Here is a 22512-nt window from a genome sequence, read left to right on the forward strand (position 1 = left end):
CCTGTTAGGGTGGGTAGTTCTCTTTATTTAATCGCCTCATGAACTTTTAACTGTTTACCTTTTATAGTCGTATTCTTCATTACTTTTAAAACAAGTGGACCTTTACCATTTAATATATCAACATAAGAAACATTATCTTGTATCGTAATAATCCCTATATCATCCGCTGTGACACCTTTGATTTTGGCAATTGTGCCAACGAAATCTACTGCTCGAATTTTCTTTTTCTTTCCACCATTAAAGTACAACTTCATAATACCCTTATTTAATCCTGCACTTTTCTCTTTTTTCATAATCGGTTTACTGTTTATTTTCTCTTCAAATGCTGCTTTTTTCTTTACAACACTCTCTTTTGACGGAGCTTCTATTTTTTGAATTTCAAAACCAATATATTCTTCAATTTCTGCCAAGAATCTCTCTTCATATGGCGTTATAAATGTAATTGCTTTTCCACTATTACCAGCGCGGCCGGTTCTTCCTGTCCGATGTACATAACTTTCTTTTTCTAATGGAATATCATAGTTAATGACATGGGTAATATTCTCAATATCAATTCCTCTTGCTGCCACATCTGTCGCGACTAAATAACGGAATTTCCCTCGTTTGAAATCATTCATTACCGCAAAGCGATCTTCTTGTATCATACCACCATGAAGTTTATCACATGGATAGCTAGAACGTTTCAATTGTCTAAATACATGGTCTACATTTTCTTGTGTACGACAGAAAATAATACAGCTATCTGGACTTTCAACAGTAGTTATATCTTTCAGAAGCGAAAACTTCTCTTCTTCTCTTACCTCTAAAATCCTATGTTCAATTTTATCTGTCGTAATGCCAGATGCTGTTATTTCAATATTGATCGGTGATTCCATATAGGTACGTGATAAATTTTCAACATCCTCTGGTAATGTTGCAGAAAATAGCATTGTCATCCGGTTTGTAGGTAATTCATCAATAATTGCTTCTACTTGATCGATAAATCCCATATTTAACATCTCATCTGCTTCATCGATCACTAAATATTTTAGACGCTCTAAAGAAAAAGTTCCTTTTTCAATATGATCTAACACACGACCAGGGGTTCCAACAACAATATGTGTTTTTTGCTTTAATTCTAATTTTTGGCGTGCAAATGGTGATTTTCCATAGATGGCTGTTGCCTTAATCCGTTTAAATCTCCCTATATTCGTGATATCCTCTTTCACTTGGGCAGCAAGCTCCCTTGTTGGTGTAAGAATTAATGCTTGTGGCTTATTTTCTTCCCACTCAACCATTTCACAGAGCGGGATACCAAAAGAAGCCGTCTTCCCACTTCCGGTTTGTGATTTCACGACAAGGTCTTTCCTTTCTAATGCAATGGGAATGACCTTTCCTTGTACTTCCGTTGGCTGTTCATATTTTAAACTCGTAAGTGCTCTTATAATTTCTCCACTCAATGCATACTCTTTAAAATTTTGTCCGTTCATATACTAACCTCATTTTGTTATATATTTTAATTCATTTATTATTTAACCATAATCTAAATATTATATTGGTCCTTATCTACACCTCATTATACCGAAATTATTCTTCCAATCGAAATCTCTGTTCATTATTAAATAAGAAGTTGCATAAGGGAATATAATTAACCCCCAGCCTCTCAAATCACCCTACAGTTCCAGGTGACGAATAAAGTGAAACTTTAATCAGTGGGGTTTCTCCATCCCCACTGATTATTAGCCCTCACCAATCGGGCTTTTACAGGCAGTTGATCCCCCACCTACCTTCCTTAGGAAAGCCGAAGCGGCTCGCTCAGAATCGCAGGACGCCCACGCCCTCGACAGAGAGGCACTTTTTGCCTCGTCCGAGGGGGCAAAAAGACCGGAGATTCTAGCCACTAGAGCTGGACCGCGTTTCTCTCTGAATCTTGAGGTGGAAGTCTTACTGCCCGTTAATGCGGGATAAATAAAAATCTGTTCCTCAATCTAAATACTACTATTATCTTCACGATTTAAGCCTTGAACATTAGAGAATAAACAAATGCTGAGCGCACCAAAAAAGAGAATCCATTCAGATTCTCCGCTCCTCTTCCGACACCCGTTACCGTACTCGATATTTAAAACACACAGTAGCAAAACTATAAAATTGAAATTACTAAAACATAAATCCATGTCCGGTAAGCTTTTGGTATTCCTCATCCATAAAATAAAGAAGGCAAGGAAGCGTAAGTCTTACCCACGATTATACAAATACTATTATTTTAAGATATTATATTGATTTATATTTTTTATGTACATTTAATATAAAAAATACATACCGAAAAAACGCCCACAAAAAGCTTATTGAACTTCATTAAAGCTATTAATGCTACTAGCAATGAAACAAAAGGCCATTCAACACATAATCATGTTGAACAGCCTCTCTTTCAGCAACCTATTTCCACATTATGAAATAACTTCTATATTTAGGACATACGATTTTACTGTAATATACAACAAAATTATTCTTTATTATATGTGGCCACTAAAGATTCTATTTTATCACTATACTCTTTTAATAACGCTTTACCCATAGAATAAAATACAAAACAGTTTAATGTTGCTATGAACATTGCCATATTATTTTCACGTGAATAAAGAACGTACATTAGATTTAAAGAGATTGCAAAGGTTAATCCAAGGGCTATACCTGTCCATTTCACATCATATAATAATACAAATATCACAAAAACTATCGTTGGGAAACTATATCTCTCATGCATTTGAGTAGGTAACATATAGAATGCAAAACATATAAATGTTGCAGCTTTCAATAACACCGCTGTACTGTTTTTACGGTTAAAGAAAACATACATCCATGCTAAAAGTACTGCTACAGCCAGAATTAATACTCCAACTCTCTTTAAACTTAAATGTGGCAAGATAATAACTGAGTCACTGACATCAGGTGTAGTTCCAATTATATAATACCAAATATTCATTGCATTTAAAGTTACGGTTGGGAAAGTTCCTACTGCACTTAAATATCCGTGTTCTAACATAGCATACAATGTACCATGAACTGCAAAATAAGTCCCAATTATTATGAGCGGTATACAAAATCCAAGTATATATTTAAACAGTTGCTTAAATTCCCATTTTTCCCATATTATTTTTAGAAAATATATAGCAAAAACAGGAGCAATTACAATAGATTGAAATTTTGCTAGTAATGCTATAGCAAAAATACTCCCAGATAATAACGGATTAGACACCAGTAGTAATATTGAACAAACCATTAATATACCATGCAACATGTCTATTTGACCCCAAATAGCCCCATCCAGTAATATCGCAGGATTTAACGCCAAAAATGTTACCAATATCGCTCTTATAAAAGGATTGTTTATTTTTTTAGAAGCTATAGCAAAAATAATTATAGCTACCATATCAAATAAAATAGGTAGTAAGCGGCTTAACACGTCACCAGGTACTACTTGTAAATTTAAAGCAGCTAGCACTTTTCCATATATACCTAAAAGTGCTAAAAAGAATGGTGGATAATTTACGGCATCACCGTGTGCATAAACGTCAGCCAGCCCATATTTCCCAACAGTTTCCATCCAATTAATAAAATAAGCTTGATCACCAAGAAACCCTGGTAGGTTTGAAGCTAAATATATACGTATTAAAAACGAAAATACAATTAATATAAGGAAGTAGAGATTAAGCCAACCTAAATTTTTTAAGCGAAAATGACTTTTTCTACCGCTTATTGCATCCATATTTTCCCTCCTCTTTTATATTTCATCTTAATATTATGAATTAAAATCACAATTTAACATGATATCATACGATGTAAATATCGTCAATTTTTCCAATAAAAAGAAAATATTGATGGTATTTATACATCCTTTTATTTACATTTAATAATACTAATAGAGTAAATTACTAACCAATAAGAGCCCTCATTTCCCGCTAATTATTGATTAAGTCGGTTTAGTCTACTATCCGTTAATATAAAATAAATAAAAAAGGGCTTTTCTCTTCCCCCTAGAGTAGATAGACCCTTTTTCTTTATCGATTCATGTCCCTTTAAATTCCCATACATTATATCCACATAAGAAACTTTATCTTGCACCAGAATAATCCTGATATTTATACAGCTTTCCTTGCCTTTGTCTCTTTTAATACCTTCATATCGGAAACTGCCTCTGCATGCTTCGTTTCATCAAATTCATTTTCACTCTTTGCAACAACGATTGTAGCAATTCCATTTCCAATTAAGTTTACAATTGCTCTTCCCTCACTCATAAAACGATCGACACCAAGAAGTAATGCTAATCCCTCTAAAGGAATAACCTTTAGTGCTGCTAACGTAGAAGCTAACACGATAAATCCACTTCCTGTCACACCAGCAGCTCCTTTAGACGTTAACATAAGTACTAAAATAATAGTAATTTGCTGCCCGATCGTTAAATCGACACCAAATACTTGTGCTAAAAAGACAACTGCCATGGATAAATAAATGGATGTCCCATCAAGGTTAAAGGAATAACCTGTCGGAATAACGAGGCCAACAACAGACTTTGAGCAGCCATATCGCTCCATCTTATTCATCATTCTCGGAAGTACTGATTCTGAAGAACTTGTTCCTAATACAATTAGTATTTCATCTCGAATAAACTTTAGATAATTCCATAAGCTAAACCCATAAATCTTACAAATAATATTTAAGACAACAAATACGAATAGGAACATCGTTATATATACTGACATCATCAATTTTCCAAGTGGTACAAGTGAAGCAAGTCCAAAATGACCGATTGTATATGCCATAGCACCAAATGCCCCAATTGGTGCTGCCTTCATTACATAGCCAATAATATTAAAAAATACATGTGAAAGTTTATCTAAGAAATCAATCACTGTTTTCCCTTTTTCTCCAAGAGCCGCTAGCCCAACTCCAAATAAAATAGAAAAGAATAATACTTGTAAAATATCACCCTTTGCAAACGCATCAACCATATTAGAAGGAACAATATGAGTAACAAAATCAATCCAATTAATACCCTGTCCTCCGCCTTGTGTATATTTAGATACGTCTCCTTTTGCAAGTTCATTAAAGTTAAGACCTGAACCCGGCTTCATCACATTTACAACAATCAATCCAACAATAAGCGCGAATGTTGTCACAACCTCAAAGTAAATAAAGGCTTTCCCACCAACCTTACCAACCTTCTTCATATCCCCCATTTTGGCAATACCAAGTACAATTGTTAAGAAAATAATTGGTGCAATCACCATTTTTACAGCGTTAATAAATGTATCACCTATCGGCTTCATTTCCTTCCCAACACTTGGCCACATAAGCCCAACTAATACACCGAGCACAATAGCTGTTAATACTTGAAAGGTTAAATTTTTAAATAGTCGTTTCACCTTCATTTCTCCTCCCCTTTTTTGAAAACCTTTCCATCCCTATGTTTTTACATAATGATAGCGTTTTCAATGAAAGGTGAGAAGTTTATGGTCATAACGAATATTTTGGTCATTTTGGTCTCACTTTTCTACTTCACGATATACATAACGATTGACCGGTCTTCCAACTCCCCCATATTGTACTGCCAAACGAATGAATCCCTCTTTTTCCAAATAATCTAAGTAGCGCCGAGCTGTAACTCTAGCTATCCCAATCGCACTGGCTACCTCTTCTGCAGAACGAGGTTCATCTTGTTTTTTTACATAAGCCTCAATTTCATTTAATGTAAATTCATTTAATCCCTTTGGTAAATTGCTTACTTTCTTCTTAGAACGCCCAGCATATAATAATACATCAAGTTGTTCTTGTGAAATTGTCCCAGATTCCTTCAAACTCATTCTATATTGTCGATACTTTTCTAAAGCTTGCTGAATTCTGTATAACTTAAACGGCTTAATAATATAATCCATAGCCCCATTTTGAAGCATAAGTTTAATTGTTTCCCTATCTTTTGCAGCTGAAACAACGATTACATCTGTTTCTAACTCTTGCTTTCGAAATTCCTGCAATACCTTTATACCATTCTTTTTCGGCATAAAAATGTCTAAGATAACAAGATCTGGATTCATTTTTTTGGCAAGATGAATCCCCTCCTCGCCATTGTTAGCAACAGCCACTACTTGAAATCCCTTTACACTTCTAATAAATTCTTTATTTACTTCTTGAACCATCGGATCATCTTCCACCAATAGTACTTTGATTTCCCCTTTACATTTCATACAATTCCGCTCCCATCTCCATTGGAAAAGTAATGATAAAAGACGTTCCCTCATCTTGAAAAGATGAAATGCTAATTTCTCCTCTTCCCTTTTCAACGATTTGTTTTACTAGAAAAAGTCCATAACCTGTCCCACTAACTTTATTCACAGTAAACCCTTTCTCATACACCCTTGATAAATGCTCTTCTTTTATGCCACATCCATTATCCTCAATCAATATCGCACATACATCTTCTGATTGTTCAATGCTAATATCAATTCTTTTATTTTCTATATCAGTTTGCTCAAATGATCCAAATGCATTTTCAATTAAGTTACCTAATAGTACAACGAAGTCATGTTGATCTAGTTGATAAGGAAATGCTTCTAAATAACTATTTCGATCAATTACAACTTGTATCCCTAATTCTTTTCCACGGCTTATCTTACTCAAAAGGAGACCTGCAATAGCATCATTTTTAATCGTTTCATTTAAAAAATTGGTTACTCCTTCTTGTTCTTCTGAAGTATGAAAAGCAAGTTGTAAAGCCTTATCAGCTTTACCAAGTTGAATTAAACCTGCTATTGTATGAAGTTTATTCATATGCTCATGGCTTTGTACACGCAGTGCCTCTACAAAAGTTTTCACTCCTGTTAATTCCTCTGCAAGTTTTGTAACTTCAGTACGGTCTTGAAAGATTGCCACAGCTCCTATTAGTTCATTATCCTTCTTGATCGGTATACGATTACTTAAAATTACCTTTCCACTTACTTTGATCTCTTCATTGTATACTGCCCGGTTCCTCTCCACGATTTCTGGGAGCCTCGTATCCTTTAGAACTGCACGAATAGGCTTCCCTACAACATTTCCCTCTACATGAAAAACCTGCTTTGCCTTTTCATTAAAAATAGTAATAATCTCTTGATTATCAATTGCAATCACTCCCTCATTAATCGAGTGAAAGGTTGCTGTTCTTTCTTCTAACATTCGTTTAATTTCATAAGGTTCTAACTGAAACATCTGTTTTTTAATATGATTAGCAAGCATCAATGAACCAATCAATCCAAATATTAAAGTTAGTATGACAATAAAAATAATCTCTTCTGCTAATCCAAGCATAATCTCCCAAAAGTTTGGTATTTTGTTACCAACCACAACAACACCAATTTGATTTAAATTTTGATCTTTAATAGGCATGAAAGCACGAATTACAGTACCTATCTCTCCCTTTGCTTTTGAAAAATAAATATGTTCCGCAAATGCAGGTTCTTCATCCGTCCCTTTTGATGGTTTTCCAATCATTTCTTTTACAGGATGAGAATATCGAATTCGTTCCATATTCATTACTACTATATAATTTGTTTCATTAATTACCCTGATATTTTCAATGGCCGAATTCAATGTGAACCACCCTGTTTTTTCCTGAAGTGATTTCCTTACATCTGATAATTCCGCCACCGTCCGCGCCGTATTCATAGATCTAATTCTTAATTCTTTTTCTTCCTTTTGTTGAATATTTGCGATGATAACAATTCCACCTATAAGTAATGAAAAAATAACTACTGCATAGGATAAAATCGTAATTTTCCAGCGGATAGGCAATTGTTTCACTGTCTGTTCCCCCTTTCCCCTAAAAGCATCTTTACGAATAAAAATCTTCTCGGTATGCTTACAATAACGACCTACGAGGAGGTTTAAGATGAAAAAAATTGCTCTTTTTATACTCCTTTTTATTGTTTTAATTACTAGCGCGCTATTTATAGGGTTTCACAAACCTTTTCCCCAAGGGAAACTTGCTTATGACGATGATCAAGAAGGGCTAAATAAACAAATTGTTTTCAAATTTAGTCATGTTGTAGCTGAAAATACACCTAAAGGACTTGCAGCTAGTAAATTTGCTGAAATTGTTAACGAGAAATCAAATGGCAACATAAAAATAGAAATTTTCCCTAACGGGAGTCTCTATTCTGATATAGAAGAAATCCGTGCTTTAAAAGCTGGACAAGTTCATTTTATTGCCCCTTCTACCTCAAAACTTGGAATGCTATCTCAAGAATGGGGCGTACTAGATCTACCATTTGCTTTTCCCAACTATGAAGCCATTCAAGAAGGCTTAAACGGAAAAATTGGAGAACAATTACTTCAGTCTTTACAAAAAGATAAGATTAAAGGCCTTGCCCATTGGTCGAATGGCTTTAAACAAATCACTTCAAATAAAGGACCTATTTATATACCTAAAGATATACAAGGACAATCTTTTCGCATTATGCAAAGTAATGTAATCCAATCGCAATTTGATTTATTACAAGTTGATGCACACCAGGATTCATTTAACTCTACATACAAATTAATCGAAACGGGTAAAGTTGATGGTGAAGAAAATACAATTTCAAATATATACTCTAAAAAATTTTATAACGTTCAAAACTATTTGACAATTAGTAATCACGGTTATTTAGGTTACGTTGTCATGATGGATCAAAAAACATGGAATCAACAAACAGAAAGAACGAAGCAAATACTGATTGAAGCAATGAAAGAAACAACCGAATGGAACAACCATCAAGCCATCCAAATGAATGAAAAGCAGCTTGAACTTATTAAGCAAAATTCATCCATTCAAATTCATAAACTAACTGATGTAGAAAAAAAAGAATGGGAAAAAGCACTATCTCCTATATATGATGATCTTGCTCCTACGATCGGGGAACAATTGGTAAATGATTTAAAAGAATTGAAAAAGAAATATCAATTTCTTGAAGATCATAAATAACAAAAAAGAAGGGTATTTTTAGCACCCTTCTTTTTTGTTATTCCATTATTATATTCTAAAATATTATTTGACCTTATCAATTAAACGTTAATCATATATCTTTTAAAAACGAACAATATAAAGATAAGTTAATAAATTAATTCGGTATTAATTATGATATTTTGAAATTTCATCCTTATATTTGATAAATAAACACTAAAACCTTTGACTTACTGAAAAAAATGATGTACATTATCTTTTGGGCGAACATTTTTTTTATTAACAAACAAAATATTCGTATTTAGGGGTGTAAAACGTGGAAAACGTATTCGACTATGAAGATATTCAATTAATTCCTGCAAAATGTGTGGTAAATAGCCGTTCTGAATGTGATACAACTGTCACTTTAGGTAAACATAAATTTAAATTACCCGTCGTACCTGCAAATATGCAAACAATCATAGATGAAAAGATTGCAGTTTACTTAGCTGAAAAGGGATATTTCTATATTATGCATCGCTTTGAACCAGAGAAGCGTACATCTTTTATTAAAGATATGCATTCACGTGGATTCATCGCTTCTATTAGTGTCGGGGTGAAAGAAGAAGAGTATGGATTTATAAAGCAATTAGCTGAAGAACAACTTGTACCTGAATACATCACAATAGATATTGCACATGGACATTCTAATGCTGTAATAAAAATGATTCAACATATTAAGGAATACTTACCTGAAAGCTTCGTTATCGCTGGAAATGTTGGAACTCCAGAAGCAGTAAGGGAATTAGAAAATGCTGGTGCTGATGCAACAAAAGTAGGTATTGGACCTGGTAAAGTATGTATTACTAAAATTAAAACTGGATTTGGCACTGGTGGTTGGCAATTAGCAGCTCTTCGTTGGTGTGCAAAGGCTGCAAGCAAACCAATCATTGCAGACGGAGGCATTCGTACACATGGTGATGTAGCAAAATCCATTCGATTTGGCGCAACTATGGTTATGATTGGTTCATTATTTGCTGGTCATGAAGAATCTCCAGGGGAAACAATTGAAAAAGACGGAAAACTTTACAAGGAATACTTTGGCTCAGCTTCAGAATTCCAAAAAGGCGAAAAGAAAAATGTAGAAGGTAAAAAAATGTTTGTCGAGCACAAGGGTGCTTTAAACGATACATTAATTGAAATGGAACAAGATCTTCAATCTTCTATTTCTTACGCTGGCGGAACAAAATTAGAAGCAATTCGCACTGTAGATTATGTTGTCGTGAAAAACTCGATCTTTAATGGTGATAAAGTATATTAAGCTTTATTTATCCTTTACATGTAATAAATATTGATTGGTATATAAAAAATGAGCAAGGTACTTATTTTGTACTTGCTCATTTTTTTCTTATTCGCTCTATTTCCCAAATCTCTTCCGGTATCCGCATTTTCTACATAGCTCTTCTACTGCTACTCTACGTGAAAATCCATCTACAATATTTTTCGCTCTATCTCTTTCAATAATCTCAGAGAATGAGGCCTCATTAATATTCCCGAGGTCAATAATTCCCTCACCATCTAAGCAACAAGGAATAACTGTTCCATTCGCTAAAATGCCAGCCTGATTTCGAAGCCCGTGACAGAAGCCCTTTCCATCGTCTTCCTCTTCATGCAAGGCCGGCCACTGAAATTCGTAATCTTGGTTAATGAAAATGCGATCCGCAATCTTCACACCACTCCCTGGTGTAATTCTCTCTTCAATTTTGTATGGCAAATCAAATTCTTTCTCAATTATTTCTAATAACTTTCTATTGCGCTGTATTTCAATATTCGTCTTATTGTCTTGTGTCAGATTCCATAATCTCAGCGAAACAATTAATTCTGATTGGCTCGTCGCTTCCCTAATAAAGGAAAGTATACTTCTTACATACCCCTCTTTATCTTCAGATCCTGGATGACCATCAAAACTATGAAGTGAAAAATTCATCTGTCTTAGCGCAGGTTTATTTAATAATTTATGCCTCTTTTTATTAATTAACGTCCCATTAGTTGTAATATTAACTTTAAAACCTTTTTCATGACTTAAATCTAATAATTGATCTATTTTAGGATGGAGCAGTGGCTCACCTTTTACATGTAAATAAATGTAATCTGTATGAGGTTTAATTTGATCTAATCTCTTAGAAAATTCCTCCACAGAAAGAAATTGCTTCTGTCGTTCTGTTGGCGGACAAAAGCTACATGCAAGATTACATACACTCGTAATCTCTAAATAAAATTTCTTAAACTTTTTCAACCTCAATTCCCCACTTCTTTACCTACTTAGAACAAAATGAAAAATTGTTCTATCAATATTACAGCACAATTTTTTATAAATAGAAACAAACTTATACAAGGAAACTAATTTTACCATTTCCTCTGTTTAGAAAAACGTAATTGTATTGTACTTATCTCACTAGAACCTAAACAAAGCTTCGTCCAATTATTATGAAGCATTAAAAAGACCATTGGGGATTTTTTTCCAATGGCCTACGTAATAGTCATAATCTAATGGGTAACTATAGTATCGTAAAAACTATAATACAAAACTCTTTTCCATATATCAAGTTACCCTAATCCTTACATCACATCTAATAGGTAGTTCCTTTTATTTATGATACGGTTCACTGTAACAAATTAACCTACAATTTTCTAAACATATAACGATACTCTGTATTATTTCATATATTGCTCAACTAATTCGTAACATCCTTCTTTTATAGTTGTTTCCAAAGATTCAATATATCCTACCCTTCCTAATGTTCATGTTGTTTTTCCTTTAATGTGTTCATTCCGTTATTAAAAACTGGTGTTTTTAGTACACCGTAAATCTCATTTAAGGCATCCTACCACACTTTATTTTTTAATTTCTCCTTTTTCTCTCAATATCACTACCTTTTCTCCATACATCCTCTCCTCGTAAAGAGCTTCGCTTTTTTATCCCGTTTAAACACCTGTTATACAGGAGAGTCCTAACCCACTATTTAAATTCCAATGTAACCTTGGTTTATAAAAAATATGATAAAATCGTATCTATTAAGTTTATGGTCATTATGCTATGAACATTATGCAAAATTAAACAGCCATGGTTATACTAATTAACAAAAGTGCTAGCATCAAGAGTTTTTATAAGGAGAGAGAACATGAAAAACCTTTATAAAAAGAAGGGGATATACCTAGTTCTATGTATTTTTTTTAGTGTGTTTTTTTTCAATGCCTTAAACCATTTACGAACCCCCACTAATTCAAAAACTTTTTATTATACACCTATTACGCCTGAGCAATTTGGAGCAACTGGACTTGGTAAAGAATTCGATACGCAAGCTTTACAAAAAGCCATTAACAGTGGTTCACACCTTATTTTAAAAAGTGGTGCTACTTATCTCATTGATAAACCTCTTATTATCAATCATTCTATTAAAATTGAAACAAGTAAAAAGAATGGAAAACCAGCTATAATTTTACAAAAAAATAAAGATAGTGCACTTATTTTTAAAAATGATCCCGTGAAATCAACTTATGTAAAACAAACAATTAATCCTAATCAATCTTATGTTGTATTAGAAAGTACAGAAGGAATGAAAATCGGTGATCTACTACATTTAAAGTCTGATAAGTTATGGTATTGGGATAATCGACATTATTTGACTAAAGGTGAATTGCATAAAATCACAAAAATTCAGGAGAATAAAGTGTATCTTGAAAGTCCAACAAGTGAATATTATAAAATAAAAGAAGGGGAAAAAGTTACAGCCACCACATATCCTGAACAAAATCTAGAATTGTATAACATTTCATTCAAGCACCCAAAACCTCAAAATACAACAATGCTAAAAATAAATTATACAAGCAACGCTAGAATAGAAGGTATTTCTGTAATAAATTCTAAAGTAACAGGTATTCTCCTAAACAAAACATTTCATACATATATTTCAAATAGCTATGTAGAATTAGGTACAACAAAAGAAATACCCACTGGCTATGGTATACAAGATTACGGGGGAATCGGGAACATCATTACAACTAGCACCTTTAAAAAAGTGAGGCGTGGGGTAGATTTTTCTGGAGATACACCATCTCGTTATGGAACCGTTTCCCATTCAAAATCCTTTGGATATAAAAAAGGTACATTAGCAGCAGGAAACAGTGGATTTGGTACCCACTCAACAGCTGAACATATTGTCTTTGAAAATAATTATATTGAAAATTTCAATCATGCTTTTATTACACGTGGAAATCATATTTTAATCAGAAATAATATATTAAAAGGTTTTAGTCAAAGTTTCGTAACTACTTCATATGGTGACAATGTAAAAATATTGGATAATGTGTATGAAAGTAAAAATGGGAGTAAATTAGATTATTTCGCAATCATTCATAGGCAATATGAGGGAGCATTCACCGCCACCGACAATACTATCAATGGTCTGACTGGCCCATTCATTAAAAAGAGTTCAAAAAATATTCGTTATATACACGTTAACTCTAATCATACTATGCCTTAAAATAAAAAGGAGTTTATCAATTTAAACTCCTTTTTAAAAAATTACTTATGATACGGTTCACTGTAACTAATCTAAATGAGGTTATTGTTCATTATTTTCATAATTAAATTTAACAAAAAAGGTAGTGCCTTCCGATCCTGTTTGAATTTCTATTTTCGCATTATGACGGGCAGCAATGGCATAACATATGCCTAACCCCAATCCAGTTCCATTATCTTTGGTCGTGTAAAATGGAGTACCCAGTTTCTCTAATACTTCAGGCCTGATACCTTTTCCTTGATCCCGCACTGCAAGCACCACACAATTTTGACCTTCCTTGTAGGTGCTAATAGTTAGAACTTTCCCTGTGCTCATCGCTTCTAAGCCATTACGGTATAGGTTTATTAATAATTGCCGTATCTCATTACGATTTAAAAGTAATTCCGAAATATCATTTGTATCGACTTGAATATATTTATTTTGATTATACGTATCAATCTTTATTAAAGGAATAATATCGTGAATAATTGAATTTAAATCTAACATCTGCAAATCCGATTTCCTTGTATTACCCATTGAGAGAAATTCAGTAATAATAGAATTGGAACGGTCAAGTTCTTCAATCATTAAATTAAAGTACTTATTATGTTTCTCATAGGTGTTCTCTTCTTTTAATAACTGCAAAAATCCTCGTACTGTTGTCATTGGATTTCTAATTTCATGGCTAATACCTGCTGCCATTTGCCCTATTAAATCTATGTTGGATAACCTTTTCAATTCCTGCTCATATTGCTTTTTTTCCGTTATGTTTTTAAAAATACAACAAATACCATCATCATACGGGTATGCAATAACTTCGTACCAATATTCATCAGAGGTAGAAAAAAATTCGAAATGAACTGTAGTTCGCTCTGACATTGCACGATGAAATTCCTTATACATAACTATGTCGTCGCTACTCGGGAAAACCTCCCATATATTCTTGCCTAATACATCTTTTGCTGTTTTTCCTTGTGGAAAATATTGATACTTATTTACGTACGTAAATTCCCATTTATTATTCAAAGTAAAGAATCCATCCGTAATACTTTCAATCACACTTGTAACTTTTTCATTAGCAGCAGCTAGTTCTCTCGTTCGTTCTTCCACCATGCTTTCGAGTTGATCCATATATAACAAGTTTGAAAACGTAGGAGCTGTGGCATCAACGATAGATTTTGCCAGTTGAATTTGGGAATTATCGTAATTAGGAGCTTTTCCCTCTTTGCCAACGACGATTACCCCTAATACCCCTCCCATTGAAACCAATGGAATCATCAGTAGACCCTTACTATCTATATTTTTTGTTTGAATAACCTCTTGGATCTTGGCTTCATAGCTTTTCTCCATCCAATCCGCTTCTGTCCAATCACAGTCCTTGCTTAACTTCGTTGTTTTAATCGTTGTTTTGTCTAGCGGGTCTAAAAGGTGGGCAGCCATGTTTTTACTCTCTAAAATCTGTCCTAAGTAAAAAAAACATTTATCAAAACTCTCCTGTATCGAGGAACACATTGATAAATCACGGGTAACATTTAATAACAGCTGCTTCTCGGCAATAAGGTTTTCCTTTTGTGTTAAATTATTTGCGTTTTGAATTGCGACCGCAGCCATATTTACATAAGCTTCAACACTTTGAATTTCTGAATCCGTTAAGTTCATTGGAGTTCCATAATCAAATAAAAAAACCAGCCCAAATAACTCTTGTCCAAATGAGATAGGCAGGGCTAATAAGGACTTAATTTTGAACGCATCAACTGATCTCGGATCCGGCCGATGATCCTTTGAGGTATCGGGGATATAGATGGTTTTTTTTGTTTTAATAACTTCTTTTGCCAATAAGTCTATTTCAGGATCAATTACCTGAGTATCGAGCGTTACGCCATTTATGGTCTCTGGTTTTCCTGCAAACCCTCTAAATGTTCCATCTTCCTGAGGTAAATAAATTCCAACAGCGTTGCATTGAACAATCTCATCTGATATTGCCATTGTTACACGCTGCAATACTTCTCGTAGTTCTAATTTTGTATTTATTATTTTTGTTATATTCGCGAGCCTAGAATATCTCGCCTGATCACTTAACATTCACATAGCCTCCAATTATAGGCATAATAGAATAAACATGATAATATCAGTGAAAATCAAGACCAATCTGCCATTTTCGATTTTCTCCTGTATTCTTTTCTTACCCTTGTTTTACATTGAATACCTCACTTACTTATGGTACGGTTCACCACGATTAATTCGAAATGCCCGATACACTTGTTCTAACAGTACTAATCTCATCAACTGATGAGGTAATGTCATTTTCGAGAACGAAAGTGATTCATTAGAGCGCTTCATCACTTCTGAACTAAGCCCTAAAGATCCTCCAATAACAAATGCTACTTTACTTTTTCCATATGTAGCAAGGCGATCAAGATTCGCTGCAAATTCTTCTGACGACTTTTGTTTCCCTTCAATTGCCAACGCAATGACATGCGTATCATCTGAAATTTTATCTAATATACGTATACCTTCTTTTTCTTTTACAATTAACATTTCTGCTTCACTTAAATTTTCTGGTGCTTTTTCATCCGGTAATTCAATCACTTCTACTTTTGCATACGCAGATAATCGTTTTAAATATTCTGCAATACCTTGTTTCAAATATTTTTCTTTTAATTTCCCAATTGAAATAATCGAGATATTCACATGTATTCCCCACCTTACAAACACGTTATCCACAAAACTTATCCACATATCCACAAACCCTACCCACATATTGTGTGAGAATCTGTGTTCGACACAACATATGTCGCCTCATTTTGACAAAATTCACATGTTTTTTGTTCTTTTTTCGAGTTATCCACACTGTTGATAACTGGCGCCACTTCACATTCATCCACAATGATATCTAACGCTAATTCAACATGCTCTAAACAACAAGGTAACTCCATATTTTTCACCTCACTATTCTACAATAGAAAACAGGAGGACTATCCTCCTGTTTTCTTAATAATTTTGACTACCTAATTTCACTGTTGTTGTTGCTCGTTTTGTACCACGATAAAACGTAAGAGTCATTTTATCATCAATTTTTTTACTATATAATGACGTTCGGAATCCAATAATATCACGTATCGGCTTCCCGTCAACAGCCACAATTACATCATGTTCCCGAAGTCCTGCATTTGCACCAGGCGATGGACTTTTCACATCTAAAATGCAGACACCATCCGTTACACTACTTGGTAAATGTAGCGTTTCAGACCAGTAATAATTCGGAATTTCATTTAAAGACCTAAGTTCAATCCCAACATAAGGTCTTCTTACTTTCCCATGCTTTTCAAGCTCATCCATAACAGGAACTGCCCTTGTAACTGGGATAGCAAGCCCAATCCCTTCTACTTCTTTCGCCGCAATTTTCATTGAGTTGATTCCAATAAGTTGCCCTGCCACATTTACAAGTGCACCACCACTATTACCTGGGTTAATAGCAGCATCCGTTTGCAATACTTCCACTTGCCAGTCATAATGCCCATCCTGATCTAAGTCTACAGGAACAATTCTCTCATTTGCAGAAATAATCCCTTGTGTAACGGTACCTGAGAATTGTAATCCAAGCGGGTTTCCGATTGCAATTACCTCTTCTCCGCGACGAACCGTATTAGAATCCCCTATCTCAATAACTTTCTTTACATGTTTCGCATCTATTTCTAGAACCGCTAAATCTGTAACTATATCACTACCTAGTACTTTACCAGGTACTTTTTTGCCATCACTTAAACTTACCTCAATACGATTCGCTCCTGCGACAACATGATGATTCGTTACGATATAAGCATGACCATTTGTTCTCTTATAAATGACACCTGATCCTGTCCCAGCTTCTGAATCTGCCTCCGAAAAGTTATCGCGTTGAATGTTTATTACACCCACAACCGCCTCCGATGCCCGATCAACAGCATCTACAAACCCAGAATGATTCGCCGTTTGCGATTGCTTTACTACCATATTTTCTTCACTTGCCTCTACTTTTGGCAAAGATCTAGTTTCAGATCCAGAAAATAAAGGGGCTCCAAATGCAAACAATGAAGCCCCAACGATTGTTCCTGCTATACTAGAAATAACAATACCTTTATGCTTCTTTTTACCTGTTCGTTTCATACGAAATTCTTCTTCATCAATAAAGGACATACTTGTTCACCAATCCTCCCGAAAACAACTATATTCACCTTTATTGTTTACTAAAATGAAGAATTATACGTATTGAATTTTTGTTGGAGCCTTGGGATCCGTATCATGTATCTCAAATGCTTCTCCAACTGCAAGGCCTTTCTCTTCTAATACCTGCGCAACAGACATACGAGCTAGTTCCTTCATATTATTATCTAAACTCAAATGCGCTAAATAAATATGCTTTGTTTCATCTGTAATAACGTCAGTCATTGCAAGTGCTGCATCTTCATTAGAAACGTGACCTACATCGCTTAGGATACGTCGTTTGATACTCCATGGATAGCGTCCCATACGAAGCATTTCCACATCATGATTACTTTCAAAAACGAAAGCATTCGCTCCTTTAATGATTCCTTTCATACGATCGCTCACATACCCTGTATCTGTAATAAGAGCTAACTTCCTACCATTATGATGAAATGCATAAAACATCGGTTCTGCCGCATCGTGAGAAACGCCGAATGATTCTACTTCAATATCTCCAAATGTTTTCACATCGCCAATAGAGAAAATAAATTTTTGGTCCGTTGGAATGTTACCAATTAAATGTTCCATAGCATTCCACGTTTTCTCATTCGCATATACAGGTAACTGATATTTACGCGCTAACACGCCCAGACCTTTAATATGATCACTATGCTCATGCGTTACAAGAATACCTGATATATCTTGAATATCTAGTTCAGCTTGTCTAAATAAAGCTTCTGTCGCTTTTCCACTCAAGCCTGCATCAACGAGCAATTTCTGTTTATCAGTCCCTACATATAGCGCATTTCCTGTACTGCCGCTTGCAAGTACACTAAAATGCAAACTCATTTCTGCTCACTCCATTATTTTTTCTTTTTCATTTTCCTTTTCTTTCTCTAACTTAAGAACCTGTCCCTCAATAGCATTTACAAAATAATCTACTTTTCGATCTGTTTTTAAATTCCACGTCGGAGCAAGCACTTGTATATTCGAAGCTGTAGATGTAACAAGAGTTGCATATCCAATCTGCGCTTCTTTAAAATGCGTATTTTGCTTTATTTCATTCTTAAAAAATAAATTTTCTAATGCTGTTTGAGCTGTAATAATCTCTTGTTCTTTTGCTTTCTCACTCTCACCCATTTCTTTTAAATCAGTTAACATTGTTTGGGTATATGAAATAAGTTCACCTTTCTCATTTACATCCACAACAATCATCCCATGATCATTATAAAAAATAGGTTTATCTTTATACTTTTGGAAAAAATAAATTTTCGTTGCTTCTGCTTTACCAAACTCATATTTCTGACCATCTACTACATAGTTCTTCAGAAACTCACTATATTTATCCTTAGACAGTGTCTTCGAAAGTAGCAATGGTTCCTTGAACTTACTTACAATGGTATTAGCATCTTGTAAAATAGCTGTTTGGTTTTTTAAAGATTGAACATCTTCTTCTTTAAATTCTTTATTTTTTGCTGTAATAAAGGAATCTTTCTTTGGTTCTTTTGGTAAATCACCAACAGTAATTTTATCATCTTTCAGCTGTTGATCTACCTTCGTTTCCGCCATTAACTCTAATTGATTGCTATCTTGCTTTTGAATGAACTGAAATACGAGGAAGAGATCTAAAATAAAAAAGGTAATAATAAATATTGTCTTAATCCGATTCCAATCCAATTAGCTCTCCCTCCTTCTCCTCACTCCACTCAAACACTTCATAATCTTCGCCATAAATTACATACCAAATCGGCTTTAAAATTCCATTTACAGCTTGTCCATTTGGCTCGTTCGGTCCATTTTCTGGTACTAATTTATAACCAATTCCTATATCTTGAATTAATTTTTTATCTAGCTTCGATTTATTTTCTAATGATTGTATAACAGTACGTCCAGATGGGAGTACTGTATTATTACCCCCATTTTTATCAATCAAAAAATTAAACAACGGTCGCTTATAGCTAATTAATTCTTCCGCTCCCCATACTTGGGTCAATGTAGTCAGTCCTTCGCCATTAAATACGGGTAAGTCTTCTTCATATAAGCGGAACTTTGTTTTTCCATTGGAATTTAAATAATCAAACCTATATGCATCTTTTAATCCATTATGACTATTAACAAATTCAAAACTTCTTTGCACCAGAACATTTCCAGGCATCTTCGGCCCACCAGCCACGGATGAATTTGTATATTTTAACATTCGGTTCTGCTTATTGACTTGCATAAGACGAATGCCATCTGTATAAGTTTCTTCTAATTCATTAGAAATAGAAGTTGCATAACGTGGATCACTAAATAGCACATTTTTGAATGATTCTACTCCCATTTCCGTTGCGTAGTACATTGAATTTTGCATTTCTGTTGAACCATCTGGTAAGAATATATTTTTCGTATCGGTTATTTCATATGAAAAGTATGGTTTCGCTACCGCTAAAAATTGATTTTGTGCATTTATAATATCTCTTACATTCACGCCTGTTAATGTCATTTTATACACTTTCCGATGACTATAAGAAACAAAATTCACATCAATGTTTTGATCACGACTTCTAGAAGGATCGACAATAATACGATCAAATGTAAACATATCTAACTTCTTATCTTTAATTGTTAATACGCCCCTAATCGCATCAAATGGAATTTCTGTTGGAAAGACAATTTCAATCTTATCATCTCCATGCACATAAGAGAGGAAATCGCCTTTAGAAATAGAACCCGTGATATCCTTAAAATCATGCAATTCCCCTCCCTCGATAATATTGTATAACAAGTCGATATTGTCTTTTTTTTCACTTACAAAGTGTTTCTTGTCCTTGTGAACAATCATAGAGGATGGAATAATAACATTTGAAAGATCTTTTTTTAGTGCTTCTGCATTTCCTTGAACAAACTTCGTACTTTGCATAGAATTAGAATTTGGTACGTACGTCCATAAATTAAAGGTAAGGAACAGACTAATGACCACTAGGTTAATCAGAACGATGGTTTTAAAGTTTTCCATATTCATTCCCAATCGTCCTCGTCTTTCGCCATTGGAAGGGTGAAATAGATAGTTGTCCCTTTTCCTTCTTCACTTTTTGCCCAAATAGACCCACCATGGGCTACAATCATTTCCTTAGCAATTGCTAACCCTAAGCCAGTTCCACCCATTTGCCTTGAGCGAGCCTTATCTACACGATAAAAGCGTTCAAAAATTTTCTCTACATTTTCTTTTGGAATACCCATTCCTTGGTCACTCACACTAATTTCCAACATATCTTCTCGATCACGTAGACGATATGTTACCGTTCCACCTTCAGGAGAATATTTTAAAGCGTTCGAAATAATGTTATATAAAACTTGTGTAATTTTATCCCCATCCATATCAATGAATCGAGATTTCTTAGAGAATGAACGTTTAAAGATTACATTTTGTTCTTTAGACATCTCAAAACGATCAATAACATTATTAAAGAAATCGGTAAAATCTACCCATTCTTTCATTAAACGATGTTCTGTACTATCTAATTTAGATAATTGTAATAATGCATTTACAAGTCGAATCATTCTTTCCGTTTCTTCTTGTGTAACTGTTAAAAATTGCGGCGCAATATTTGGGTCTTGCCATGCGCCATCACTAAGTGCCTCTAAATAGCTACGCATCGTTGTTAATGGTGTCCGCAGCTCATGCGACACATTTGCCACAAACTCACGGCGCTCACGATCAATACGCTCTTGTTCGGTCACATCATATAAAACAGCGATTAAACCATTTGCTTTACCCGTTTCCTTTTGAATAACAGAAAAACTTGCTCGCAAAATATACGGTTCATTTCGTGTACTAAAATCTAATAAAACAGAATCTGGTTCTTCATATAAATGATCAAGTGTAAATTCCTCTTGAATACCTAACACTTCTAAAACAGACTGATCTAATGCCGTTTCACGTGAAACGTTTAACATCTTTTCTGCAGGGTCATTTAATAAAATAATGTCTCCTTTTCGATCAGTCGCAATTACGCCATCTGTCATATGAGATAGAACAGACGAAAGCTTCCGTCTTTCACTTTCGGTAGAAGAACGTGCTTGTTGTAATTTTTTTGATAAATTATTAAATGCTAATGCTAATTGCCCAATTTCATCATGACTATGCACTTTTACTTTACGAGAGTAATTTCCCTTCGCCATTTCAATTGCTTGTCTTCTCATATCTGAAATCGGCCTTGTAATAGTTTGAGCTAATAAAATCCCTAAAACCGCTGTTACTAATAAAGCAATCACTGTACCAGTCGCAAAAATTTGATTGATATCCTTCATCTGCTTATAAACATCTTCCATAGAAGCAGCGATATGAATAACCCCAATTATTTTTCCCTTATCATTTTCAATTGGGGTTGCCATAACTTGAACGCGATGACCGGTCTTTCCATCTTTCTCAATCTTTCCTTCAGCCTTTTTTTGTACAATAACCCTTTGTACTAACATATCTGTTACTGTTTTTCCTACCATACCTTGCTTATCTGGATTAGAAATTGCTAATAGACGTCTATCTGGATCAATAACACGAACTTCTTGAATATCCTTTTTTCGGTCTGAAGCAAAATCCATAATGGATGTTTGAAGCGCTTTTTCCAAAGGATCTGTTTTTTCACGTTCCTTTGCAAACTCCTGCTTCAAATTATATGACAGTAAATTCGTTTGCTGCGTTAAAGATTCGTTAAAACTTCGCACAAGACTCTTCTCAAGCTCGCGAACAAAATATACACCAATAACCTGCATCGCTATCAAAATTAATAGCATATATATGAGCACAAATTTCAAATGAATCGATTGAAAAAAACCAACTTTCTTCATATA

At 34.3% G+C, this 22512-nt stretch carries 16 protein-coding genes and 1 pseudogene; 3 read left to right on the top strand and 14 right to left on the bottom strand.

All coding sequences use genetic code 11. The features are described 5' to 3' along the window. Window positions 1-23: 23 nt before the first annotated feature. The 5 genes from CN373_RS14480 to CN373_RS14505 form a co-directional block, all read right to left on the bottom strand. Window positions 24-1469 (bottom strand): DEAD/DEAH box helicase, encoded by a 1446-nt coding sequence (locus CN373_RS14480; protein ID WP_098359580.1) that lies wholly within the window; start codon window positions 1467-1469, stop codon window positions 24-26. Window positions 1470-2482: 1013 nt separating this feature from the next. Continuing rightward, window positions 2483-3745, bottom strand: a complete 1263-nt coding sequence (locus CN373_RS14490) for a hypothetical protein (protein ID WP_098359581.1) — start codon at window positions 3743-3745, stop codon at window positions 2483-2485. 373 nt (window positions 3746-4118) lie between these two features. Further along, entirely contained in the window at window positions 4119-5408 is a 1290-nt protein-coding gene (dctP, locus tag CN373_RS14495) for a C4-dicarboxylate transporter DctP (RefSeq protein WP_000865437.1), read from the bottom strand. A gap of 114 nt (window positions 5409-5522) precedes the next feature. Beyond that, window positions 5523-6221, bottom strand: a complete 699-nt coding sequence (locus CN373_RS14500) for a response regulator (protein ID WP_098359582.1) — start codon at window positions 6219-6221, stop codon at window positions 5523-5525. Continuing rightward, window positions 6211-7812, bottom strand: coding sequence for an ATP-binding protein (locus CN373_RS14505; RefSeq protein ID WP_098359583.1), 1602 nt, complete (start codon window positions 7810-7812; stop codon window positions 6211-6213). Before CN373_RS14505 ends, CN373_RS14500 begins: the two co-directional genes overlap by 11 nt. 88 nt (window positions 7813-7900) lie before the next feature. On the opposite strand from CN373_RS14505, the gene CN373_RS14510 reads away from it, so the two are divergent. Next, window positions 7901-8974 (top strand): DctP family TRAP transporter solute-binding subunit, encoded by a 1074-nt coding sequence (locus CN373_RS14510; protein WP_098359584.1) that lies wholly within the window; start codon window positions 7901-7903, stop codon window positions 8972-8974. Window positions 8975-9269: 295 nt separating this feature from the next. Next, window positions 9270-10253 (top strand): GMP reductase, encoded by a 984-nt coding sequence (gene guaC, locus CN373_RS14515; protein ID WP_098359585.1) that lies wholly within the window; start codon window positions 9270-9272, stop codon window positions 10251-10253. Between the two features lie 96 nt (window positions 10254-10349). Here guaC and CN373_RS14520 read toward each other — a convergent pair whose 3' ends face one another. Next, entirely contained in the window at window positions 10350-11228 is an 879-nt protein-coding gene (locus CN373_RS14520; protein WP_000713641.1) for a radical SAM/SPASM domain-containing protein, read from the bottom strand. Between the two features lie 886 nt (window positions 11229-12114). On the opposite strand from CN373_RS14520, the gene CN373_RS14525 reads away from it, so the two are divergent. Then, the gene (locus CN373_RS14525; protein ID WP_098359586.1) at window positions 12115-13476 is read left to right on the top strand and encodes a hypothetical protein; all 1362 of its coding nucleotides are present in this window, start codon (window positions 12115-12117) and stop codon (window positions 13474-13476) included. An 81-nt stretch (window positions 13477-13557) separates the two neighbouring features. On the opposite strand, the gene CN373_RS14530 is transcribed toward CN373_RS14525, so the two are convergent. The 8 genes and pseudogenes from CN373_RS14530 to walK all read right to left on the bottom strand — a co-directional run bounded on the left by CN373_RS14530 (window position 13558) and on the right by walK (window position 22509). After that, window positions 13558-15576, bottom strand: a complete 2019-nt coding sequence (locus CN373_RS14530; protein ID WP_098359587.1) for a GAF domain-containing sensor histidine kinase — start codon at window positions 15574-15576, stop codon at window positions 13558-13560. Window positions 15577-15705: 129 nt separating this feature from the next. Continuing rightward, the gene (gene rlmH / locus CN373_RS14535; RefSeq protein ID WP_001026999.1) at window positions 15706-16185 is read right to left on the bottom strand and encodes a 23S rRNA (pseudouridine(1915)-N(3))-methyltransferase RlmH; all 480 of its coding nucleotides are present in this window, start codon (window positions 16183-16185) and stop codon (window positions 15706-15708) included. A 59-nt stretch (window positions 16186-16244) separates the two neighbouring features. After that, window positions 16245-16430 (bottom strand): CxxH/CxxC protein, encoded by a 186-nt coding sequence (locus CN373_RS14540; RefSeq protein WP_000422622.1) that lies wholly within the window; start codon window positions 16428-16430, stop codon window positions 16245-16247. A 55-nt stretch (window positions 16431-16485) separates the two neighbouring features. Next, window positions 16486-17670 (bottom strand): S1C family serine protease, encoded by a 1185-nt coding sequence (locus CN373_RS14545; RefSeq protein WP_098359588.1) that lies wholly within the window; start codon window positions 17668-17670, stop codon window positions 16486-16488. A gap of 63 nt (window positions 17671-17733) precedes the next feature. Beyond that, complete coding sequence (locus tag CN373_RS14550; protein WP_000052092.1) at window positions 17734-18528, bottom strand: MBL fold metallo-hydrolase; 795 nt, start codon at window positions 18526-18528, stop codon at window positions 17734-17736. Beyond that, window positions 18512-19356: pseudogene (locus CN373_RS14555) on the bottom strand (two-component system regulatory protein YycI). The gene CN373_RS14550 and the pseudogene CN373_RS14555 overlap by 17 nt, the downstream one beginning before the upstream one ends. After that, complete coding sequence (locus CN373_RS14560; protein WP_001055724.1) at window positions 19337-20683, bottom strand: YycH family regulatory protein; 1347 nt, start codon at window positions 20681-20683, stop codon at window positions 19337-19339. The pseudogene CN373_RS14555 and the gene CN373_RS14560 overlap by 20 nt, the downstream one beginning before the upstream one ends. Then, on the bottom strand, window positions 20680-22509 hold the full coding sequence (walK, locus tag CN373_RS14565; RefSeq protein ID WP_000755381.1) for a cell wall metabolism sensor histidine kinase WalK: 1830 nt from the start codon (window positions 22507-22509) through the stop codon (window positions 20680-20682). The genes CN373_RS14560 and walK overlap by 4 nt, the downstream gene beginning before the upstream one ends. Window positions 22510-22512: the final 3 nt, after the last annotated feature.

The sequence above is a fragment of the Bacillus cereus genome (assembly GCF_002561295.1).
Lineage (GTDB): Bacteria > Bacillota > Bacilli > Bacillales > Bacillaceae_G > Bacillus_A > Bacillus_A cereus_S.

Excerpts from the sequence above, each read along its gene's own strand:
- CN373_RS14480 (WP_098359580.1), bottom strand. The coding sequence starts at position 1,469 with ATGAACGGACAAAATTTTAAAGAGTATGCATTGAGTGGAGAAATTATA.
- CN373_RS14490 (WP_098359581.1), bottom strand. The coding sequence starts at position 3,745 with ATGGATGCAATAAGCGGTAGAAAAAGTCATTTTCGCTTAAAAAATTTA.
- dctP (WP_000865437.1), bottom strand. The coding sequence starts at position 5,408 with ATGAAGGTGAAACGACTATTTAAAAATTTAACCTTTCAAGTATTAACA.
- CN373_RS14500 (WP_098359582.1), bottom strand. The coding sequence starts at position 6,221 with ATGAAATGTAAAGGGGAAATCAAAGTACTATTGGTGGAAGATGATCCG.
- CN373_RS14510 (WP_098359584.1), top strand. The coding sequence starts at position 7,901 with ATGAAAAAAATTGCTCTTTTTATACTCCTTTTTATTGTTTTAATTACT.
- CN373_RS14525 (WP_098359586.1), top strand. The coding sequence starts at position 12,115 with ATGAAAAACCTTTATAAAAAGAAGGGGATATACCTAGTTCTATGTATT.
- CN373_RS14530 (WP_098359587.1), bottom strand. The coding sequence starts at position 15,576 with ATGTTAAGTGATCAGGCGAGATATTCTAGGCTCGCGAATATAACAAAA.
- CN373_RS14540 (WP_000422622.1), bottom strand. The coding sequence starts at position 16,430 with ATGGAGTTACCTTGTTGTTTAGAGCATGTTGAATTAGCGTTAGATATC.
- CN373_RS14545 (WP_098359588.1), bottom strand. The coding sequence starts at position 17,670 with ATGTCCTTTATTGATGAAGAAGAATTTCGTATGAAACGAACAGGTAAA.
- CN373_RS14550 (WP_000052092.1), bottom strand. The coding sequence starts at position 18,528 with ATGAGTTTGCATTTTAGTGTACTTGCAAGCGGCAGTACAGGAAATGCG.
- CN373_RS14560 (WP_001055724.1), bottom strand. The coding sequence starts at position 20,683 with ATGAATATGGAAAACTTTAAAACCATCGTTCTGATTAACCTAGTGGTC.
- walK (WP_000755381.1), bottom strand. The coding sequence starts at position 22,509 with ATGAAGAAAGTTGGTTTTTTTCAATCGATTCATTTGAAATTTGTGCTC.